General features: G+C 73.8%; 12 protein-coding genes, 5 tRNA genes, 2 pseudogenes and 1 riboswitch. Of the genes and pseudogenes, 10 read left to right on the top strand and 9 right to left on the bottom strand.

The features are described from left to right. Nucleotides 1–43 precede the first annotated feature (43 nt). The 4 genes from ABTY20_RS28305 to ABTY20_RS28290 form a co-directional block, all read right to left on the bottom strand. Nucleotides 44–117, bottom strand: a tRNA-Phe gene (locus ABTY20_RS28305). Between the two features lie 24 nt (nucleotides 118–141). Beyond that, nucleotides 142–216 (bottom strand) — tRNA-Asp (locus ABTY20_RS28300). A gap of 37 nt (nucleotides 217–253) precedes the next feature. Then, a tRNA-Glu gene (locus ABTY20_RS28295) sits at nucleotides 254–326 on the bottom strand. Between the two features lie 80 nt (nucleotides 327–406). Continuing rightward, nucleotides 407–1,996: a metallophosphoesterase family protein gene (locus tag ABTY20_RS28290; RefSeq protein ID WP_351999885.1), complete on the bottom strand. Its 1,590-nt coding sequence runs from the start codon at nucleotides 1,994–1,996 to the stop codon at nucleotides 407–409. 84 nt (nucleotides 1,997–2,080) lie between these two features. Here ABTY20_RS28290 and ABTY20_RS28285 point away from each other — a divergent pair, with 84 nt between their 5' ends. The 4 genes from ABTY20_RS28285 to ABTY20_RS28270 all read left to right on the top strand — a co-directional run bounded on the left by ABTY20_RS28285 (nucleotide 2,081) and on the right by ABTY20_RS28270 (nucleotide 5,766). Further along, nucleotides 2,081–2,431 carry a metallopeptidase family protein gene (locus ABTY20_RS28285; RefSeq protein ID WP_159534388.1) on the top strand — a complete coding sequence of 117 codons (351 nt, stop codon included), beginning with the start codon at nucleotides 2,081–2,083 and terminating at the stop codon, nucleotides 2,429–2,431. 73 nt (nucleotides 2,432–2,504) lie between these two features. Then, nucleotides 2,505–3,047 (top strand): hypothetical protein, encoded by a 543-nt coding sequence (locus ABTY20_RS28280; RefSeq protein ID WP_351999884.1) that lies wholly within the window; start codon nucleotides 2,505–2,507, stop codon nucleotides 3,045–3,047. A gap of 248 nt (nucleotides 3,048–3,295) precedes the next feature. Then, nucleotides 3,296–5,551, top strand: coding sequence for a DEAD/DEAH box helicase (locus tag ABTY20_RS28275; protein ID WP_351999883.1), 2,256 nt, complete (start codon nucleotides 3,296–3,298; stop codon nucleotides 5,549–5,551). A 142-nt stretch (nucleotides 5,552–5,693) separates the two neighbouring features. Then, nucleotides 5,694–5,766 (top strand) — tRNA-Lys (locus ABTY20_RS28270). Nucleotides 5,767–5,843: 77 nt separating this feature from the next. Here the strand turns inward: ABTY20_RS28270 and ABTY20_RS28265 are convergent. Beyond that, nucleotides 5,844–6,116 (bottom strand): DUF3040 domain-containing protein, encoded by a 273-nt coding sequence (locus ABTY20_RS28265; protein ID WP_351999882.1) that lies wholly within the window; start codon nucleotides 6,114–6,116, stop codon nucleotides 5,844–5,846. Between the two features lie 419 nt (nucleotides 6,117–6,535). Here ABTY20_RS28265 and ABTY20_RS28260 point away from each other — a divergent pair, with 419 nt between their 5' ends. The 5 genes from ABTY20_RS28260 to ABTY20_RS28240 all read left to right on the top strand — a co-directional run bounded on the left by ABTY20_RS28260 (nucleotide 6,536) and on the right by ABTY20_RS28240 (nucleotide 11,047). Further along, the gene (locus tag ABTY20_RS28260) at nucleotides 6,536–7,537 is read left to right on the top strand and encodes a HAMP domain-containing sensor histidine kinase (RefSeq protein ID WP_351999881.1); all 1,002 of its coding nucleotides are present in this window, start codon (nucleotides 6,536–6,538) and stop codon (nucleotides 7,535–7,537) included. A 29-nt stretch (nucleotides 7,538–7,566) separates the two neighbouring features. After that, nucleotides 7,567–8,226, top strand: coding sequence for a response regulator transcription factor (locus ABTY20_RS28255; protein WP_351999880.1), 660 nt, complete (start codon nucleotides 7,567–7,569; stop codon nucleotides 8,224–8,226). A gap of 70 nt (nucleotides 8,227–8,296) precedes the next feature. Further along, nucleotides 8,297–9,430, top strand: a complete 1,134-nt coding sequence (locus ABTY20_RS28250; RefSeq protein WP_351999879.1) for a dihydrofolate reductase family protein — start codon at nucleotides 8,297–8,299, stop codon at nucleotides 9,428–9,430. A gap of 63 nt (nucleotides 9,431–9,493) precedes the next feature. Continuing rightward, nucleotides 9,494–9,567, top strand: a tRNA-Met gene (locus ABTY20_RS28245). 290 nt (nucleotides 9,568–9,857) lie between these two features. Next, nucleotides 9,858–10,015, top strand: a riboswitch (cyclic di-AMP (ydaO/yuaA leader). 12 nt (nucleotides 10,016–10,027) lie between these two features. Further along, on the top strand, nucleotides 10,028–11,047 hold the full coding sequence (locus tag ABTY20_RS28240; protein ID WP_351999878.1) for a M23 family metallopeptidase: 1,020 nt from the start codon (nucleotides 10,028–10,030) through the stop codon (nucleotides 11,045–11,047). 97 nt (nucleotides 11,048–11,144) lie between these two features. On the opposite strand, the pseudogene ABTY20_RS28235 reads toward ABTY20_RS28240, so the two are convergent. From ABTY20_RS28235 to ABTY20_RS28220, 4 genes and pseudogenes are all read right to left on the bottom strand, one after another. Then, a pseudogene (locus ABTY20_RS28235) lies at nucleotides 11,145–12,528 on the bottom strand (PrsW family intramembrane metalloprotease). Nucleotides 12,529–12,561: 33 nt separating this feature from the next. After that, nucleotides 12,562–13,416 carry a tRNA (guanosine(46)-N7)-methyltransferase TrmB gene (trmB, locus tag ABTY20_RS28230; RefSeq protein ID WP_351999877.1) on the bottom strand — a complete coding sequence of 285 codons (855 nt, stop codon included), beginning with the start codon at nucleotides 13,414–13,416 and terminating at the stop codon, nucleotides 12,562–12,564. A gap of 116 nt (nucleotides 13,417–13,532) precedes the next feature. Further along, the gene (gene lhgD, locus ABTY20_RS28225; RefSeq protein WP_351999876.1) at nucleotides 13,533–14,789 is read right to left on the bottom strand and encodes an L-2-hydroxyglutarate dehydrogenase; all 1,257 of its coding nucleotides are present in this window, start codon (nucleotides 14,787–14,789) and stop codon (nucleotides 13,533–13,535) included. A gap of 54 nt (nucleotides 14,790–14,843) precedes the next feature. Continuing rightward, nucleotides 14,844–16,268 carry an NsdA family TPR-like regulatory protein gene (locus ABTY20_RS28220; protein ID WP_351999875.1) on the bottom strand — a complete coding sequence of 475 codons (1,425 nt, stop codon included), beginning with the start codon at nucleotides 16,266–16,268 and terminating at the stop codon, nucleotides 14,844–14,846. Between the two features lie 557 nt (nucleotides 16,269–16,825). Between ABTY20_RS28220 and ABTY20_RS28215 the strand changes: the two are divergent. Continuing rightward, nucleotides 16,826–18,658, top strand: a pseudogene (locus ABTY20_RS28215) (macrolactam cyclase family protein); the annotation flags it as partial. Nucleotides 18,659–18,807: the final 149 nt, after the last annotated feature.

Raw genomic sequence — 18,807 nt, 5'->3', positions numbered from 1 at the left:
AGGCACACAACAAGGCCCCGATCGATGATCGGGGCCTGTGTTGTGGCTGGGGCCGGGGTCGAACCGGCGACCTATCGCTTTTCAGGCGATCGCTCGTACCAACTGAGCTACCCAGCCGCGGTGTTTCACGTGAAACACCAGCGGTCCTGACGGGATTTGAACCCGCGGCCTCCACCTTGACAGGGTGGCGAGCACTCCAAACTGCTCCACAGGACCAAGCGTGTCGTACGACAGTGTCGCACAGGGTGGTGCGTGCCCCCAACGGGATTCGAACCCGTGCTACCGCCTTGAAAGGGCGGCGTCCTAGGCCGCTAGACGATGAGGGCTATCGGCCCGCCTGGGCGCTTCTCAGCGCGTCGGGGACGTGAGAAGCATATGGGATGGCGGGAGGTATCGCCAAAACGGTTTACGGCGCGGGTGTCGAGGGGGTGGCCGACGGGGTTCCGGAGGAGGGGGGCGACGAGGTGGCCGCGCCCGGCTGGTTCTCCTTCGGAAGGTGGCGGCTGACCTCCGCCGTGGTCAGGCCGAGGCCGCCCAGTTCGATCGAGTCCCAGGCCTGGAGGCGGCGGGTGTCGCGGTCGAAGTAGAGGATCGACGTCTCGATCGGATCCGGGTACTTCCCCTCGATGGCGCGCAGACCGCTGCCTCCGGTGGAGCCCTCGACGCGGAGCCGGGTGCCGTACTTCATGACCTCCGTCTCCTCGTGGTGGATGTGCCCGGCCAGCACCAGCGGCACGGTGCCGTCGACCTCGCGTGCCGCCGACGGCTCGTGCGCGACCGCCACGTCCACCGGGGTGCCGGCGGTCCGCTGGTCGCGCAGCGCGGAGGCGAGCCGGGCGCCCGCCAGCTCCTGGGACTGCTCGGCCCCGTTCCTCTGCGAGCGGTCGGGGGTGAACTGCGGGTCACCGATGCCGGCGAAGCGCAGCCCGGCGACGGTCCTCGCCCTGCCGTCGTCGAGGACGTGGACGTTCTCCAGGCCTTCGAGGTAGCGCTGGGTGACGCGCGAGTCGTGGTTTCCGCGGACCCAGACGTAGGGGGCGCCCAGATCCTCGATGGGGTCCAGGAAGCCGTTCTCGGCGGCGGTGCCGTGGTCCATCGTGTCGCCCGAGTCGACGATCACATCGACCCGGTACTGCTCCACCAGTGAGGCGATGATCTTCCAGCTGGCCGGGTTGAGGTGGATGTCGGAGACGTGCAGGACGCGGATGGTGGTCGGGTCGGGCCGGTAGGCGGGGAGGGTGGAGGTGGCGTCGTAGAGCTTGGTCACGTTGGTGACCAGCCGCGCCAGCTCCTTCTGGTAGACGTCGAACTCGGTGACGATGCTGCGCGCGTTGCCGACCAGGGACGGGGCGGAGGAGAGCAGGCCGGAGAACCTGGGTTCCAGTACGGAGTCGGGGTTCCAGGTGGCGTACGCCGTGCCGCCGGACGCGGCCAGCAGGCCGAGGGCGAGGCCGCCGGCGGCGAGGGCCCGGCGGGGGCGGCGGTAGACGACGAGGCCGAGGGCGTTGGCGCCGGTGACGACGGCGACGCAGGAGCGTACGGCGAGGTCGGTGGTGCCGCGGGCGATGTCCTCGGTGACCTCGTCCTGGAGGCCGGAGAGGCGTTCGGGGTGGTCCACGAGGGCCTGGGAGCGCGCGGGGTCGAGCTGGTCGACGTTGACGTCCAGACGGACGGGGGCGATGTGGCTGTCGAGCTGGAGGGCGCCCAGCGGAGAGATGTTGATCTTCGTGCCGCCGGTGACGGAGGGACGCAGGGTCATGGTGGTGTTCATGGGGCCCACGGGGACCCGCACATTGCCGACGACCAGCAGGCCGAGCCAGGCGCCGAGGACGACCACGGCGACGAGGCCGGCCGCGCGCGCCCAGGGACGCGGCCGCGGGGCGAGGGTGAGCGTCGCGGTGGTGGGCCGGCGGGGGGAGCGGCGGCGGACGAGGGCCCGCGGGACCCGGGGGAAGCGGTGGAGGACGTTCAGGACGGCGGAGGGGACGCGGGCCATTGGTCCCGTATGCCCAAGTCGGCGGCCGGATATGCGGAGCTCACGCACGCCTCGTACGGACGGCTCGTGCCCGACAATGGCTTCGTGCTGGAGATGACGCGCGAGATGTTCGAGGAGCTGGTCGCCGAGGCGCTGGACCGGATCCCGCCGGAGCTGACGCGACTGATGGACAACGTCGCGGTGTTCGTGGAGGACGAGCCGCCGGCGGACGATCCGGAGCTCCTCGGACTGTACGAGGGGACTCCGCTGACGGAGCGGGGCGAGTGGTACGCGGGGGTGCTGCCGGACCGGATCACCATCTACCGGGGGCCGACGCTGCGGATGTGCGAGTCCCGGGAGGACGTCGTCGCCGAGACGGAGATCACGGTGGTGCACGAGATCGCACACCACTTCGGGATCGACGACGCCCGGCTGCACGCGCTGGGCTACGGATAGGCCGTACGCGTGTCCTCTCGCGGGTGGCGGGAGTTGGGGTTGTTGACCCTGTACTCCACCCGGAGGTGGCCCCGTGCGCCGCTTGTACGTCCCCGTCCGCCTGGCCGCCACGGTCATGGCCGTCGCCGCCGCCGCCGGCTGCATGAGTGTGGGGGAGGACGGTGCGGGCGGTGCCGCCGGGCCGTCGCGCTCCGCGGGGAGACAGGGCGGTGAGGAGCCGGACGGGGGCGCCACGGTGTCGGGCGGCGGTACCGGTTACGGCGCCGCGTCGGTCGACGGGGCGCGCGGAGACGGCCGGGGCGAGGGACGCGGGGGCGGGCGGCGGAAGGGCAGGGCGGAGAAGGCGGCGTCCACCGTGGCCCCGCCGTCCGCGGACGCGAGCCGGTCCGCGCCGGCCGACGGAGGGCCGGACGGGCCCGCGGGGCCGAGCCCCGACGACGGGCCCGTTCCCCCGGAGCCGTCGCGGACACCGGACCCGGACCCCGCGCCCACGTCGCCCGAGCCGTCGGTCTCCCCGGAGCCGACGCAGGCGGAGCCGTCCTCGTCGGCGCACCAGCCGCCCGAGACACAGCTGGCGCGGCGGGAGCCGGCGCCGGAAGCGGGGGCGCCCGTCTGAGCTCTCCGCCAGCGCTTCCCCGCCCGTCGGACCCCGCGCCCACCTGCCGGTTTGCTTTCAGGGTGCCGAGGTGCGTATGGTGGCAGATCGTTTGATCCTATTTGCCCGGCGCCACTGCAGAGCGCGCCGTGTGGCGCGTACTCTCTCCCTTGCCGTGGTGGACCGCATCGAGGCGGTCGTATTGCGAATCGCGAATCACGGAGTTGACGGGCGCGTGCCGAAGAGACTCCGGAAGGTTTCGCATTCGTATGCCCATCGCCAGTACTGATCACGTCGTCGTGCCCGAGAACACCGAGGACACCGACATCGACGTCACCACCGAGGTGGCGACCCCCGAGACCACCTTCGCCGACCTCGGCCTGCCCGAGGGCGTCGTGCGCAAGCTCGCGCAGAACGGCGTGACCACCCCCTTCCCGATCCAGGCCGCGACCATCCCGGACGCCCTGGCCGGCAAGGACATCCTCGGCCGCGGCCGCACCGGCTCCGGCAAGACCCTCTCCTTCGGTCTGCCGACCCTGGCCACGCTGGCCGGGGGCCGCACCGAGAAGCACAAGCCGCGCGCCGTCATCCTGACGCCGACGCGCGAGCTGGCCATGCAGGTCGCCGACGCGCTCCAGCCCTACGGGGACGTCCTCGGCCTGAAGATGAAGGTCGTCTGCGGCGGCACCTCGATGGGCAACCAGATCTACGCCCTCGAGCGCGGCGTCGACATCCTGGTCGCCACCCCGGGCCGTCTGCGGGACATCATCAACCGCGGCGCCTGCTCCCTGGAGAACGTGCAGATCACCGTCCTCGACGAGGCCGACCAGATGTCCGACCTGGGCTTCCTGCCCGAGGTCACCGAACTGCTCGACCAGGTCCCGGCCGGCGGCCAGCGGATGCTGTTCTCCGCCACCATGGAGAACGAGATCAAGACCCTCGTCGACCGCTACCTCGACGACCCGGCGACGCACGAGGTCGACGCGGCGCAGGGCGCGGTGACGACCATGTCGCACCACATCCTCGTCGTGAAGCCCAAGGACAAGGCGCCGGTCACCGCGGCCATCGCTTCCCGCAAGGGCCGCACCATCATCTTCGTCCGCACCCAGCTGGGCGCCGACCGCGTCGCCGACCAGCTGCGCGAGTCCGGGGTGAAGGCGGACGCGCTGCACGGCGGCATGACCCAGGGCGCGCGGACGCGGACGCTGGCCGACTTCAAGGACGGCTACGTCAACGTCCTGGTCGCCACCGACGTCGCCGCGCGCGGCATCCACGTCGACGGCATCGACCTGGTCCTCAACGTGGACCCGGCCGGCGACCACAAGGACTACCTGCACCGTGCCGGCCGCACCGCCCGCGCCGGCCGTACCGGCACCGTCGTCTCCCTCTCCCTGCCGCACCAGCGGCGCCAGATCTTCCGGCTGATGGAGGACGCGGGCGTCGACGCCACGCGCCACATCATCCAGGGCGGCGCCGCCTTCGAACCCGAGGTCGCCGAGATCACCGGGGCCCGGTCCATGACCGAGGTGCAGGCCGAGTCGGCCGGCAACGCGGCGCAGCAGGCCGAGCGCGAGGTCGCCCAGCTCACCAAGGAGCTGGAGCGGGCCCAGCGCCGCGCCTCCGAGCTGCGCGACGAGGCCGACCGGCTGCTGGCCCGGGTCGCGCGCGAGCGCGGCGAGGACGTCGAGACGGTGGTCGCCGAGGCGGCCGAGGCCGAGGTCTCGCTGCCGGAGCAGCCGACCGCGCGGGACGTCGAGCGGACCGAGCGCGTGGAGCGTACCGAGGCCCCGGCCCCGTACGAGCGGCGCGAGCGCCGGGACGACCGCGGTGACCGCGGTGGCTTCCGCCGTGACGAGCGTCGTGACGACCGCGGCGGTTTCAACCGTGACCGCGGTGAGCGTCGTGACGACCGCGGCGGTTTCCGCCGGGACGACCGCGGTGACCGTGGTGGCTTCCGTCGTGACGAGCGTCGTGACGACCGCGGTGGGCGTTCCTTCGAGCGTCGTGACGACCGTGGCGGTTTCAACCGTGACCGCGGTGAGCGTCGTGACGACCGCGGCGGTTTCCGCCGGGACGACCGCGGTGACCGTGGTGGCTTCCGTCGTGACGAGCGTCGTGACGACCGCGGTGGGCGTTCCTTCGAGCGTCGTGACGACCGTGGCGGTTTCAACCGTGACCGCGGTGAGCGTCGTGACGACCGCGGCGGTTTCCGCCGGGACGACCGCGGTGACCGTGGTGGCTTCCGTCGTGACGACCGCGGTGGGCGTTCCTTCGAGCGTCGTGACGACCGTGGTGGTTTCAACCGCGACCGCGGTGAGCGTCGTGACGACCGCGGCGGCTTCCGCCGGGACGACCGAGGCGGCCACCGCGGCAGCGACCGTCCGTTCAACCGCGACCGCCAGGGCGACCGCCCCGGTTTCCGCTCCGGCTCCCACGACCGCCCGTACGGCCGTCGTGACGACCACCGCGGCGGCGGCTCCTTCGGCCGTCGGGAGGACAAGCCGCGCTGGAAGCGCAACGGCTGACGCGGCCTCATCACGCAGACCGGGAGGGCCCGCACGACACCCGTCGTGCGGGCCCTCCCGCGTCGTGCGCGGGACACGTCCCGCGATACCCGATCGGAGTCCCGGCCACCTCCCGCTATGCTCGGGGAGGCAACATCGCCAGGGGCCCTTAGCTCAATTGGCAGAGCAGTGGACTTTTAATCCATTGGTTGTGGGTTCGAGTCCCACAGGGCCTACCTCCGGCAGGAGCGGCACAACGGCTCCGACCTGTCACGTGGCGCCCGTCCCGGCTCCGGCCGGCCCGGGCGCCGCGTCATTCCACGGGGCGCCCGTCCCGGCCCGGGTCGAGGAGCTGCACGGCGATCCCGGCGAGGACCAGGCCCGCCGCGATCAGGAGGCCGTCGGGGACGACGATGCCCGCGGCGAGCATGGTCACCCCGAGGACCAGCGCGCACCAGGCACCCGTGCGGCGGTGCCCGCGCGGGCGGGCCGGGCGGCTCTCGGGGAGGGGGCGGGTGAAATGGGGGTCCTCGTGTGCGACACGGGCCGCGAGGTCGACCAGGCGTTCGTCGTCGGGCTGGGGCACGGCTCCTCCTTCCCAGGGGGGGCGGCCGCCCGGTGGCACCGTCGGCGGCCATCGCTCCGTGACACCGGGGGCGTAACCGTCGAACCGCCGGCCTGCCGTGAACTCGGCCCGGTACAAAGGAGTTTGCCCGTGCGCCGACGTGGTCACCCGCCCGGTGCGGAGGATCCAGCGTCGCCCACCACGAGTCCTCGCCACCATCCGTCGCGACCCCCATTCCCCCCGGGGGGCCGGTGCGTACGCGGACCGTCGGGACGACCGGGTTCCGGTGGGAAATGGGGGTTGTCACGGATGGCGCGGGGCCCGTCCGGCGCACACGCTGGAAGGGACGGCCCGCGCCGCGCCCCCGGACCGCGGGCCGTCGGCTCCCCCTCCGCGCGGGGAGCCGTGGCGAGCGGCCGACGGCGAGGAGGCGGTACCGGGTGCCTCTGTTCTGGCGGATCTTCCTGCTGAACGCCGTCGTGCTCATCACCGCCACGGCCCTGCTGCTGGGACCCGTCACGGTGTCCACCCCGGTCCTGCTCACCGAGGCCGCGGTCCTCACGGTGGGGCTGGCCGCCATGCTGGTGGCCAACGCGCTGCTGCTCCGCGTGGGGCTCGCCCCGCTGCAGCGCCTCACGCGCGCCATGGCCACCACCGACCTGCTCCGCCCCGGGCACCGCCCCGCGGTCGGCGGGCGGGGCGAGATCGCCGAGCTGATCACCACGTTCAACACCATGCTCGACCGGCTGGAGGACGAGCGCGCCACGAGCAGCGCCCGCGCCCTGTCCGCGCAGGAGGCCGAGCGCCGTCGCATCGCCCGCGAGCTGCACGACGAGGTCGGCCAGTCCCTCACCGCCGTGCTGCTCCAGCTCAAGCGCGCCGCCGATCACGCCCCGCCCGGCCTGGACGAGGAGCTGCGCCAGGTGCAGGAGACCACCCGGGCCGGTCTCGAGGAGATCCGGCGCATCGCCCGCCGGCTGCGCCCCGGGGTGCTGGACGAGCTCGGGCTGGCCAGCGCGCTCAAGGCCCTCGCCACCGAGTTCGGCGGGCCCGGCCTGAGCGTCCAGCACTGCCTCGACGCGGACCTGCCCGAGCTGGACCGGGAGTCGGAACTGGTGATCTACCGGATCGCCCAGGAAGGCCTCACCAACATCGCCCGCCACAGCCGGGCCCGCCGCGCCGAGCTCGCCCTGCGCCGGGCGCCCGGCGGTGTCGAACTCAGCGTGCGTGACGACGGCCGCGGCATCGGTGTCGCCCAGGAGGGCGCCGGCATCCGCGGGATGCGGGAGCGCGCCCTGCTGGTCGGCGCCCGCCTGACCGTGGACCGCGGCGCCGACGGCGGCACCGAGGTGCGCCTGGCCGTTCCCGTCCCGGCCCGCTTCCCGGCGCACGCCCTCGTCCCCGTACACGGCTCCGCGCCCGCCCACGCCCCGCCCCCGTGACCGAAGCCCCCGACCGGAAACGCTGAGACATGACCGACCCGGCCCCCACCCGCATCCTGCTCGCCGACGACCACGCGCTGGTCCGCCGGGGGGTCCGCCTCATCCTGGACGGCGAACCGGACCTGACCGTCGTCGCCGAGGCCGCCGACGGTGCCGAAGCCCTCGAACAGGCCCGTGAGCACCGCCCCGACCTGGCCGTCCTCGACATCGCGATGCCCCGGCAGACCGGTCTGCAGGCGGCCCGTGAGCTCTCCCGCGGTCTGCCGGACACCCGCATCCTCATCCTGACCATGTACGACAACGAGCAGTTCTTCTTCGAGGCCCTCGCCGCCGGGGCCTCGGGCTACGTCCTGAAGTCCGTCGCCGACCGCGACCTCGTCGAGGCCTGCCGCGCCACCATGCGCGGCGAGCCGTTCCTCTACCCCGGCGCCGTCAACGCCCTCATCCACAACTACCTCGACCTCGCGCGGGAGGGCCGCGCCCTGCCGGCCAAGGCGATCACCGACCGGGAGGAGGAGATCCTGAAGCTGGTCGCCGAGGGCCACACCTCGCAGCAGATCGCCGCTCTCCTGGTCATCAGCCCCAAGACCGTGGAGCGGCACCGCGCCAACATCCTGGCCAAGCTCGGCCTGAAGGACCGCCTGGAGCTCACCCGGTACGCCATCCGGGTGGGGCTGATCGAGCCCTGAGCCGGCGCACGGGCCCGCCCGGCCCGTTGTCAGACTGGACTCCCACCCCCGCCCCACCCGGAGTGCGCCGATGTCCCACCCGTACGTCCTGCTGTCCGCCGCCGTCTCCCTCGACGGCTGTCTGGACGACACCGGCCCCGACCGGCTGCTGCTGTCCGGTCCGGCCGACTTCGACCGGGTCGACGAGGTACGGGCATCCGTGGACGCCATCCTGGTCGGCGCCGGCACGATCCGCGCCGACAACCCCCGGCTGCTGGTCAACTCGCCCGAGCGGCGCGCCGCCCGTCTCGCCGAGGGCCGGTCCGCGTACCCGCTCAAGGTCGCCGTCAGCGGCTCCGGCGACCTGGACCCGGCGGCCCGGTTCTGGCACACCGGCGGCGAGAAGGTCCTCTACACGACCGACGAAGGCGCCGAGCGCGCCCACGCCCTCGGCCTCGCCGCCGACGTCGTGCCGCTCGGGGCCGCACTCGACTGGCGGCGGCTCCTGGAGCACCTGCACACCGGGCGCGGGGTGCGGCGGCTGATGGTCGAGGGCGGCGGCACGATCCACACCCAGCTCCTCACCGAGGGGCTGGCCGACGAACTCCAGCTGGCCCTCGCCCCGCTGTTCGTCGGCGATCCGCGGGCACCCCGCCTCTTCGGCCCCGGCGCCTACCAGGGCGGCCGGCTGCGACTGGTCGAGACCCGCCCGGTCGGCGACGTCGTCCTGATGCGCTACGAGCCCACCGCCCCCGGTTCCGGCCCGCTGCCCTCCGCCGCCGACCACCACTGGCTGGCCCTCGCCTGCGAGCTGGCCGCCGCGTGCCCGCCCTCGGAGACGGCGTTCAGCGTGGGCGCGGTCGTGGTGGCCGCCGACGGCACGGAACTGGCGCGCGGCCACTCCCGGGAGGGCGGCGACCCGGTGGTGCACGCGGAGGAGGCCGCGCTCGCCAAGGCCGACCCCACGGACCCCCGGCTCGTCGGCGCCACCGTGTACTCCAGCCTGGAGCCCTGTGCCCGCCGCGCGTCCCGGCCGGCGCCCTGTGCCCGGCTGATCCTGGACGCGGGGGTGCGGCGGGTGGTCACGGCCTGGCGCGAGCCGGACACCTTCGTGCCGGGCGCCGACGGCAGTGGTGTGCTGGCCTCCGGGGGCGCCACCGTCGTCGTCCTGCCCGAGCACGAGGACCGGGCCAAGGCACCCAACGGCCATCTGCTCGGCCGCTGAGAGCGGGCCGCCGATCATGGATGTGCGCCATGTCCCGCACATGGCGTACACTGGTCTCAACGACGCGGGGTGGAGCAGCTCGGTAGCTCGCTGGGCTCATAACCCAGAGGTCGCAGGTTCAAATCCTGTCCCCGCTACTGAAGGCCGAGGGCCGGAATCCAAAGGATTCCGGCCCTCGGCGTTTTCCGTTCCCCCCCCCCTCACTGAACGTGAGCGGTTCACCCCGCAGTGCATAACGAATGACACACCGTCAGAAGTCGGCCGCCATGCGGAGTGCGGTCAACTCGCCCGTTTTTGGCCGCTCGTGAGACGTAAGTCCAGGGAGAAATCGTTAACGATCAAGAGGAACGGCTTGGAATCCGGCCCTCGCGTCTATTAACGTTCGATAACGCAGCGCGGTCGTCCCAGCCGTCACAGAAGGCGGCTCCGTGCGCACGCGCCGAATCCCGCAAGGGAACCGGGGAACCACCACCATGGGGTGAATCGCGTGAATACCGCCGTGGCGACACGGCGCGTATACGCGCGTAGGAGACCTTCCCGCTCCGAACCCGTCAGCTAACCCGGTAGGCGGAGACGGAAGGAAAGGAGCGCGCCCACGTGGCGTCCAACCCGCCTGCCCCCGAGGTCCCCTTCAAGCCGGGCGACACCTTCGCCTACGGCGTCGGCCGCACCGACGAGGGCCCCTTCGAGGAGTGGAACCCGACCGCGGAGTCCGTCCGCCCCGTACGCGGCCGGCATCGCGTCTCCAAGCAGCGCGGCGGGGGACTCGCCCGCAGCTCCACCGTCCTGGGCGTCGGCGTCATAGCGGCGGTCGGCGCCGGCGGCATGGCCAGCGCCCAGACCGGCAAGCCGCCGGTGTCGATCTCCATGCCCGACCTCCCCAGCGTGGGTTCCCTCCTCTCCGACGAGGAAACGCCCAAGGGCTCGGCGACCCCCCTCAGCACCCTCGGCATGACCGCCGACGACACCGAGCAGGGCACCGCCGACGCCGGTGAGGCGCTGCGCGCCCGGATCATGGCGCAGGTCGAGCAGCAGCAGGACCAGGCCGAGGCCAAGGCCGCCGCCGAGGCCGTCGCCGCCGCCGAGAAGGAGGCCGCCGAGGCCGCCGTCAAGGCGGAGAAGGAGGCCAAGGACAAGGCCGAGGCCGCCAGGAAGAAGGCGGAGGAGGAGGCCGCGAAGAAGGCCGAGGCCGAGCGCCTCGCCAAGCTGGCCAAGCAGTACGCGCTGCCGACCTCCTCGTACACCATCACCTCGACCTTCGGGCAGGCCGGCGCCTACTGGTCCTCCGGCCACCACACCGGCCTCGACTTCGCCGCCCCCACGGGCACACTGATCAAGGCCGTGCACACCGGCACGATCACCTCCGCCGGCTACGAGGGCTCCTACGGCTACAAGACGGTGCTCACGCTCGACGACGGCACCGAGATCTGGTACGCCCACCAGTCCTCCATCAGCGTCAGCGTCGGCCAGAAGGTCAACACCGGCGATGTGATCGGCCGCGTCGGCGCCACCGGCAACGTCACCGGCGCCCACCTCCACCTCGAGATCCACCCCGGCGGCTCCGCCTCGGGCATCGACCCGATGGCCTGGCTGCGCGGCAAGGGCCTCAGCATCTGAGCGAACGGGCCCTCCCGCCCCGGACCCCGGCAGTCCCGACGGCGCCCCCCCACGTCAGGGCTGCCGGTCAGGTGTTTCCAGGGGCGGCCCGGGTCCGTCAGGGCCGGTGGGCGTTCGGGTCGTACGCGGCGTACGGATTCCCGTGGGCGAACGGTCCGTACGGCGGCTGCCCGTAGGCGGACCGTCCGTACGGCGGCTGCCCGGGGGCGGGCCGCACGTGACCGCCGTACACCGCCCGCGGCGCCGCGGCGGCCGGGAACCGGGGCGCGGTCGCACGGGCCGCGTGCTCCAGGGCCGGCCGGGCCGCCGCCCGCCGGTGCCACAGCTCCAGCAGCAGCTCCCGTTCCCGCGTGACGAAGTCCGGCCCCGCCCGTCCGAGGCGCCCCCGGTGCCGCAGGGACGCCAGCGACGTCGCGTACGCCTCGTACGCGGTGACCGACCGCGCCGCCGCCCTTCCCGCCGCAGCGGCGCGCGTACTGCCGGGCGAGGCGCCGCGCCCGCATCGAGCCCAGCGCGAACGGCTCCGCCGGATGGAGCCATCCGGCGGCCGCGTACGCGGGCAGTTCCGCCCGCACGGTCCGCAGCTCCCGCTGCCGCGTCCACACCACCAGCCAGGTCAGCAGCCCGAACACCGGCACCATGAACGCCGCGTACACCGCGAGGAAGCCGTACCGGCCGAGTGCCGAGGAACCGTTCCACAGCGCGTGCACGCCCATCGCGAGGAGCAGTCCGCCCAGCGGCAGCAGCACCCGCCGGATCCGCTGCCGGTCCGTGGACAGCGCGGCGGTACCGAAGCCGATCCCGGTGAGCACGGTGAACAGGGGGTGCGCGAACGGCGCCATCACGACGCGGACGAAGAAGGTGGCCGCGGTGACCGAGGCGATGCCGCTGTCGCCGGTGAGCTGGTCGGTTCCGAAGGCGGTGCCGAGGTAGAGGATGTTCTCGGTGAACGCGAAACCGGTGGCGGTGACCCCGGCTATCACCACGCCGTCGAGGATCCCGGTGAAGTCGCGTCTGCGGAAGAGGAACACCAGCAGGACGGCCGCGGCCTTCGCGGACTCCTCCACGACCGGTGCCACGACCGTCGCGCCCAGCGTGTCGGCGCCGGTCGGGTCGGCGGTCGCCGTCGCTATCCACCGGGTGGCGAAGCTGTTCGCGACGATCGCCATCAGGGCCGCCGCGCAGGCGCCCCAGGCGAAGGAGAACAGCAGGTTCCGCCAGGGGCCCGGCTCGACCCGGTCCAGCCACCGGAAGGCGGCGACGAGCAGCGGTACGGGCAGGACGGCGAGGCCGAGCCCGACCAGGAACCCCCGCGTCCCGGTCTGCTCGCGCACCAGCGCGAGGATGACCAGCCCGGACAGTGCCAGCAGCGTGACCAGCGCCCCGTGACGCACCCGGGGCCGCTGCCACCAGTGCGCGTGCCGCGGCGCTCCGCCGGGGACGGGTCCGGGAGGCGCCGGGTACGGGGGGCTGGTGGCCACGGGATCGACCCTCACGAGACGGGACGGGCGGTGTCAGACGCGGTCCGCGGCCTGCTCGTCCAGCGGTACGCGGCGGAAGAGCAGGTCGTTCACGACGTGCCCCTTCTCCAGCCCCTGCCCCTCGAAACGGGTGAGCGGCCGGAAGGCGGGACGCGGCGCGAAACCGCCGTCCGGCTGCGTGTTCTCGAAGTCGGGGTGCGCGGTGAGCACCTCCAGCATCTGCTCCGCGTACGGTTCCCAGTCGGTGGCGCAGTGCAGCACCGCACCCGGCGCGAGGCGGGTCGCGGCGAGGGTGAGGAACTCGGGCTGGATCAGCCGCCGCTTGTGGTGCCGCTTCTTCGGCCAGGGGTCGGGGAAGTAGACGCGCAGCCCGCCGAGGGCGCCGGGGGCGATCATCTCGCGCAGCAGGATGATCGCGTCGCCGTTGCCGACCCGCACGTTGGTCAGCCCGAGCCGGTCGGCGAGGTTGAGGAGATTGCCCTGGCCGGGGGTGTGGACGTCCACGGCGAGGATGTTGGTGGCCGGGTCGGCGGCGGCCATCCGCGCGGTGGCCTCGCCCATGCCGAAGCCGATCTCCAGGACGACCGGGCCGTCGTTGCCGAAGAACTCCGCGAGGTCGAGCCGCCGGCTGCCGTCGATGTCGAAGCCCCAGGCGGGCCACAGCCTCTGCAGGGCGTCCGCCTGCCCGGCGGTCACCCGGCTGCGGCGCGGCTGGAAGCTCCGGATCCGCCGCTCGAAGTGCGACCCGGCGGGATCGGCCTTCGGCCCGTCCGGGAACCGGGGCTCACCCTTGGTCCGGGTGTGCCGGACGGGCACCCCGGACGTGTGCGGCGCGTCCTGGCCGGAGGCGGGACGGAGGGCTTCGGAAGCGTTAACGGTGTCAGACACAGTGCCTCCGATTTTACGGGGAGCGGATCCCCGGCCCGGAGCGGAACCGGGGAGCCCGTGCGGAGCCGGAGGGACGGCCCGGTACGGCCGGCCCCGGCCCCGTCCCGCCCGAAGGGTCAGCGCCCCGCCGCCCCCAGTGCCGTCAGCGCCCGCCGCGCGACCTCGCGGCCGATCGGCAGGGACGCCGTCGCCGCCGGCGAGGGGGCGTTCAGCACGTGGACCGCGCGGGGGGTCTCCTGGATCAGGAAGTCGTCGGCCAGGGTGCCGTCCCGCAGCACCGCCTGGGCCCGCACCCCGGCCGGCGCCGGCACCAGGTCGTCCTCCCGCACGGCGGGCAGCAGTCGGCGCACGGCCCGGGTGAAGGCCTCCTTGGACAGCGAGCGGCGCAGCTCCCCGGCGCCGTACCGCCAGTGGCGGCGGGCCAGCCGCCAGGAACCCGGCCAGGCCAGGGTCGTCCCCAGCTCGCGCGGACGCACCGTGAGCCAGTCGTAGCCCTCGCGGGCCGACGCCGGCACCGCGTTGGGGCCGACGTGGACGCCGCCGTCGATGCCCCGGGTGAGGTGGACGCCGAGGAAGGGGAAGGCCGGGTCGGGCACCGGGTAGACCAGGCCGCGCACCAGCTCCGGCCGGGCCAGTTCGTAGTACTCGCCGCGGAACGGCACGATCCGGGCGTCCGGCTCGTCGCCGGTGCCGCGGGCGATCTCGTCGCAGTGCAGACCGGCGCAGTTCACCAGGATCCGGCCGCGTACGACGTCGCCCGTGGCCGTCAGGACGGCGACCCCCCGGTCGGGGCGGCGGTCGACGCGTATCGCCCGCGCCCCGTAGCGGATCTCCGCGCCCGCCGCCTCCGACGCCAGGGCGAGCCGGCGGGCGACCTCGGCGAAGTCGCAGATGCCGGTGGTGCCGACGTGGATGGCGGCCAGTCCGTCGACCTCCGGCTCGTACTCCGCGATCTGCGCGCCGGACAGCTCGCGGACCGTGATGCCGTTCTCCCGGCCGCGCTGGGACAGGGCGTGCAGCCGGGGCAGCTCCTCGCGGGTCGTGGCGACGATCAGCTTGCCCGTCACGGCGTGCGGGATGCCGTACTCCGCGCAGAACTTCACCATCTCCGCGGCGCCCGACACCGCGTACCGCGCCTTCAGCGAACCGGGGCGGTAGTAGACGCCGCTGTGGATGACGCCGCTGTTGCGGCCCGTCTGGTGCCGGGCGGGGCCGGACTCCTTCTCCAGCACCGTGACCCGTGTGCCCGGCGCCGCCCGCGTGAGCGCGTACGCCGTCGACAGGCCGACGATCCCGCCGCCGATCACCAGTACGTCGCAGTCGTACGACGTCCCCGTCACCACCCGCACCACCTCCCGTGTCCGATAGTGCACTGCGCCGCTGACAACGCCTTCAAACCCGGGGGCGGCCCCGGGGGGCGATCCGGGTCAGGCCGTGGTCATCAGCAGCGGGCGGGCGCGCTCGCGCAGTTCGACCACGCGGGGTTCGTCGCCGTAGGGCTCCAGGCGGTGCAGGAGGTCCCTGACGTACTCGGTGGTGCGGGCGGACGAGATGCGGCCCGCGACCTCCACCGCGCGGACGCCCTGCTCGCAGGCCGCGTCCAGGTTGCCCGACTCCAGTTCGGCGACCGCGGAGACGACGAGCCGCAGTCCGTGCGAGCGCACGAACTCCTCCGTCGGACTGGACAGCGCCTGCTCGGTGAAGCGGCGGACCTGGCGGGGCGCCTTCAGGTCGCGGTAGCACTCGGCGGCGTCGGCGGCGAAACGGTCGTAGGAGTAGAAGCCGAGCCAGGTGGGGTCGCTGTCGCCGGGGCGGGAGCGCTCCAGCCAGCTCTCCGCCGACTTCAGGGCGGCGCCGGCCGCCTGGGCGTCCCCCGCGCGTGCGTGCGCGCGCGCCTCGACGAGGCGGAAGAAGCTCAGGGTGCGGGCGGTGGCCAGGCCCCGGTTGCGCTCCAGCGCGGCCTGGGCGAGGTCCACGCCCTCGTCGCCGAAGCCGCGGTAGGTCGCCTGCAGGGACATCGAGGCGAGCACGTAGCCGCCCAGGGGGACGTCGGCCGCCGCGCGGGCCAGGCGCAGGGCCTGGATGTAGTAGCGCTGGGCGGCTTCCTGCTGGCCCGTGTCGAAGGCCATCCAGCCGGCCAGGCGGGTGAGTTCGGCCGCCGCGCCGAAGAGGGAGCGGCCGACGTCGTCGGAGTAGGAGCCGAGCAGCAGCGGGGCCGCCTCGACCCGGAGGCACTCGGGGACCATCGACGAACGCCAGTCCCCTCCGCCGTACTTGGAGTCCCAGCGCCGGGCGTCCTCGGCGGCCTCCCGCAGTTTCCGCACGTCGCTGTGGCCGACCTTGGCCGGTGCGCCGGAGCCGTCGGCGGGGTTCGCCTCACGCGCCACCGAGCTGTCGGCCGGGGTTATCAGCCAGCGCGAGGCGGGCGTGGCGTACGCGCTCACCGCGAACGATCCGGCGAGCGACTGCCAGATGCCGCCTGTGCCGGCTCTGCGGCCCGCCAGGTCCAGCCGGTACAGCTCCGTCGCGGAGCGCACCGCCTGTCCGACGTCGCGGGGGAAGGCGAGTCCCACCTCGGGTGCGGGATCCGCGTCCGCCAGGCCGATCTCGTGGAGCGGCACCGGCCGGCCCAGCTTCTGGCCGATGGCGGCGGCGATCAGGTGCGGAGCGGCGCCCTGCGGCACCATGCCCTTCGACACCCAGCGCGCCACCGACGTCTTGTCGTAGCGGAGCGTCAGTCCCCGCTGCGCGCCGAGGTCGTTGACGCGCCGCGCGAGGCCCGCGTTGGAGATTCCCGCGAGGGCGAGAACGGCGCCGAGTTTCTCGTTCGGCCCGCGTTGCTCCCTGGACATGCGCCACCCCTCGACACAGACGGCTGCCGCTCTGGCATAACCACGCGGCATTCGTAAACCCAGCGTAGTTCGCCGCATCCCAAGCGTTAAGGGGCATTCTTCCGGATGGCGGGATTGTGGTCCGTACTGAAGTGCGGGCCCGATACGCGCAGTTGCGGCGTGCTCCCGTTGTGTGGCCGTGCGCCCGTGCGTGCGCTCTCCTCCGGCCGTCGCGGGAGCGGTTCCATGGTCGGTGCGTGGGTCGGCCCGCTGTACTGGATCCAGTGGGCTGGGGGAGACCGCCGCCTTCATCCCCGCGGGTGGCGGAACGGTCCGGGAGGCGTGCTCCGCCTCCCGGACCGAGCGACCGCCCAGCGGTGCGCAAAGCCTGTACGGAGCGTGTTCGAGGCGGGTCTCACCGCTCCGATTTGGCCGAAAATCAACCTCCCTCTTTCGGGTGCATTAGCGCTTCTACCCTGGTAATTGACGGCGCGTCGGGGATCCAGGGGGCGCGTTGTGGGGGCGCATTCGCGTCGCGACGGCGTGGCCGGTTGCGCGGCACCGGTGCGGCGCCCCCTATGCGGCGGACGTCCGTTCGAGACGGGGAGAGAGTCTCCGCCGGGGCGCATTCGACGGAGCACTTACGGCTCCGGCACCCCTCCGGAGCGTCTCCTTCATGGCAGCATGGGGACCGGTTCGTACGGTGCACTGGTTGTCCACGGTCTGTGGAGGCGGCGATGCGGTGGTTGGTGGGATGGAGCAGCGCCGCCGCGGGGGCCACGGGGTTCGGCCCCACCGGTTCCGCCGGCGCCACCGGGGCGGACGGCGAGACCGTGCACCCGGTGGGATCCCAGCTGCTGTGGGGCGACCCCGACCCGCTGTGGGCGGTCGGCGACTGGCGCCCCGACGAGGTGCGGGTGGTCGAGGCCGACGGACGCACCCGGATCGCCGTCCTCGGCACGTGCGGGGCCTCCGACGAGCAACTGCGCGTCGCGCTGTTCGCCGCGCGGGGCGGGGCGCTGCGGCACCTCACCGCCTGGCCGGGGAGCTACACGGCGGTCGTGCAGGTGGGCCGCCGGGTCACCGTCTGCGGCGATCTCGCCGGTGCCCGGCCGGTCTTCCACACCCCGTGGGCGGGCGGTACGGCGTACGCGACCGCCGCGCTGCCGCTCGCCGACCTCGTCGAGGCCAACCTCGACTTCGGTCACCTCGCCGCGCTGCTCGCCGCCCCCGACGTGCCGGCCGCGCTCCACGACTCCACCCCGTACGACGGCGTGAAGCGCATTCCACCGGGGCACGCGCTGATCCTGCGGGCCGGGGCGCGTGAGATCGCCGGGTACGAACCCGTCGCCTCGCTCGCCGTCGCCGCGCCGCCGGCCGACCCCGACCACGCGGTGGACGCCGTGCGGGACGCACTGGTCGAGGCCGTGCGGACGCGGCTGGCCGCGCCCCGGCACGTTCCCGGCGCCGGCATCGACCCCGGACCCGTGCCGGGGATGGGGCCCGCCGAGCGGCGGGCGGCCCGCGGGACGCCCGTGCCGGGGATCGGGGCCGACCTGTCGGGCGGGCCGGCGTCCGGGGCGCTGGCGCTGCTGGCCGCGGGGCTGCCCGGGATGCCGGGGACCGTGCTGGGGCACGGGACGGGGGCGGGGGAGCGGCTGCTGGCCGTCACCTTCAACGACCTGGCGGGCGGCTTCGCCGGCGGGCGGGACGACGGCGAGCTGGAGCGGGCGGGGGCGCTCGCGGCCAACCCCCGGCTGCACCACGTGGTGGTGGCCGGGGAGGAGTCGACGCTTCCGTACGTCGATCTGGACGGGCCGCTGACGGACGAGCCGGGGCCCTCGCTGGTGTCGGCCGCGCGCCACCGGGCGCGGCTGGCGGCGGGCAGCGCGGATCACTTCACCGGGTACGGGGCGAAGCAGGTGCTGGACGCGCATCCGGCGCGGCTGGCCGATCTGCTGATGGACCGCAAGCGGCGGCACCTGGTGCGGCCGGTGGCCGCGCTGGCCAAGGCGGACGGGTCCGTGATGGTGCCCGCGCGCGTGTACGCGGCGGCCCGGCGGCTGGCGCGCACGCCGTACCGGGTGGGGCTGGAGAGCCTCGCCGAGCGGCTGCTGCAGCGGCGGCTGGACGACGACGGGCCCGGGGGCGCGGCGGACGCCTCGCTGGCCGCGCTGACCTGGGGGAGACCCGGGCCGGCGGCGCGCTGGCTGACGGGTGAGGCGCTGGCTGAAGTATCGGTTCGCCTGCAGGCGTCGACGCGGCGGTCCGAGATGGCGGGGGCGGGGCCCGGGCAGCGGCCCGGTGATTACCGGGCCCGGGCGGCACTGGCCCGGCACGCGGCGGACCTGCGGGTGCTGGAGCAGGCGGCCGAGATCCGTTCCCAGCGGCTGCACGCGCCGTTCCTCGACAACCAGGTCGTGCGGGCGTGCCGTGCGCTGCCGGAGGCGCTGCGGGTGCGGCCGGATCAGCGTGCTCTTGCCGGCGCCGTTCTCACCGAGGAGCACGTGCACCTCGCCCCGGCGCAGGTCGAAGTCGACGCCGTCGAGCGCGACCACGC

Origin of the sequence: Streptomyces sp. NPDC126497 (genome assembly GCF_040302425.1) — a bacterium.
Classification (GTDB): domain Bacteria; phylum Actinomycetota; class Actinomycetes; order Streptomycetales; family Streptomycetaceae; genus Streptomyces.
Note: the sequence above shows the minus strand (reverse complement) of the source record. Positions and strands in the feature narration are given on the sequence as shown.

Bases quoted from the DNA above. Each gene is read 5' to 3' on its own strand.
- ABTY20_RS28290 (WP_351999885.1), bottom strand. From the start codon at position 1,996: ATGGCCCGCGTCCCCTCCGCCGTCCTGAACGTCCTCCACCGCTTCCCC.
- ABTY20_RS28275 (WP_351999883.1), top strand. From the start codon at position 3,296: ATGCCCATCGCCAGTACTGATCACGTCGTCGTGCCCGAGAACACCGAG.
- ABTY20_RS28255 (WP_351999880.1), top strand. From the start codon at position 7,567: ATGACCGACCCGGCCCCCACCCGCATCCTGCTCGCCGACGACCACGCG.
- ABTY20_RS28250 (WP_351999879.1), top strand. From the start codon at position 8,297: ATGTCCCACCCGTACGTCCTGCTGTCCGCCGCCGTCTCCCTCGACGGC.
- ABTY20_RS28220 (WP_351999875.1), bottom strand. From the start codon at position 16,268: ATGTCCAGGGAGCAACGCGGGCCGAACGAGAAACTCGGCGCCGTTCTC.